The sequence below is a fragment of the Achromobacter sp. SIMBA_011 genome (assembly GCF_046535435.1).
In the GTDB taxonomy this organism is placed as follows: Bacteria; Pseudomonadota; Gammaproteobacteria; order Burkholderiales; family Burkholderiaceae_B; genus Achromobacter; species Achromobacter dolens.
Genome location: NZ_JAWRWN010000588.1, coordinates 1 through 265, shown reverse-complemented (window position 1 = coordinate 265; position 265 = coordinate 1). Strand labels below are relative to the sequence as shown.

At 63.0% G+C, this 265-nt stretch carries 1 protein-coding gene; it reads right to left on the bottom strand.

The features are described from left to right. The coding region (locus tag SB816_RS32270; protein WP_410548279.1) for an ABC transporter six-transmembrane domain-containing protein at positions 1–265 on the bottom strand (265 nt) is incomplete at both ends.

Sequence of the window (265 nt, the reverse complement as noted above, 5' to 3'; positions counted from 1 at the left end):
ATCGCCAGCAACATGGCGGCCGCGCCGATGATCGAGACCAGCGCCGTGGCAATCGTGGGCACGTGTTTTTCGAAAAAATCGACGAATTCCCGTGCCAATACCACACGTGCGGCGGCCTTGGAGGTGCTGTGTCGTTGCTGGCGCTGGTTAAGAATCACCGGCACTGCAAGGTCGGCGTAGATACGCGTAAAGGTGCGAGTGTCCAGGGCGCGCCGGGCGGCGCCCACCACCCAGAAGCCCAGGACCACGACGGCGTAGAGTAGGG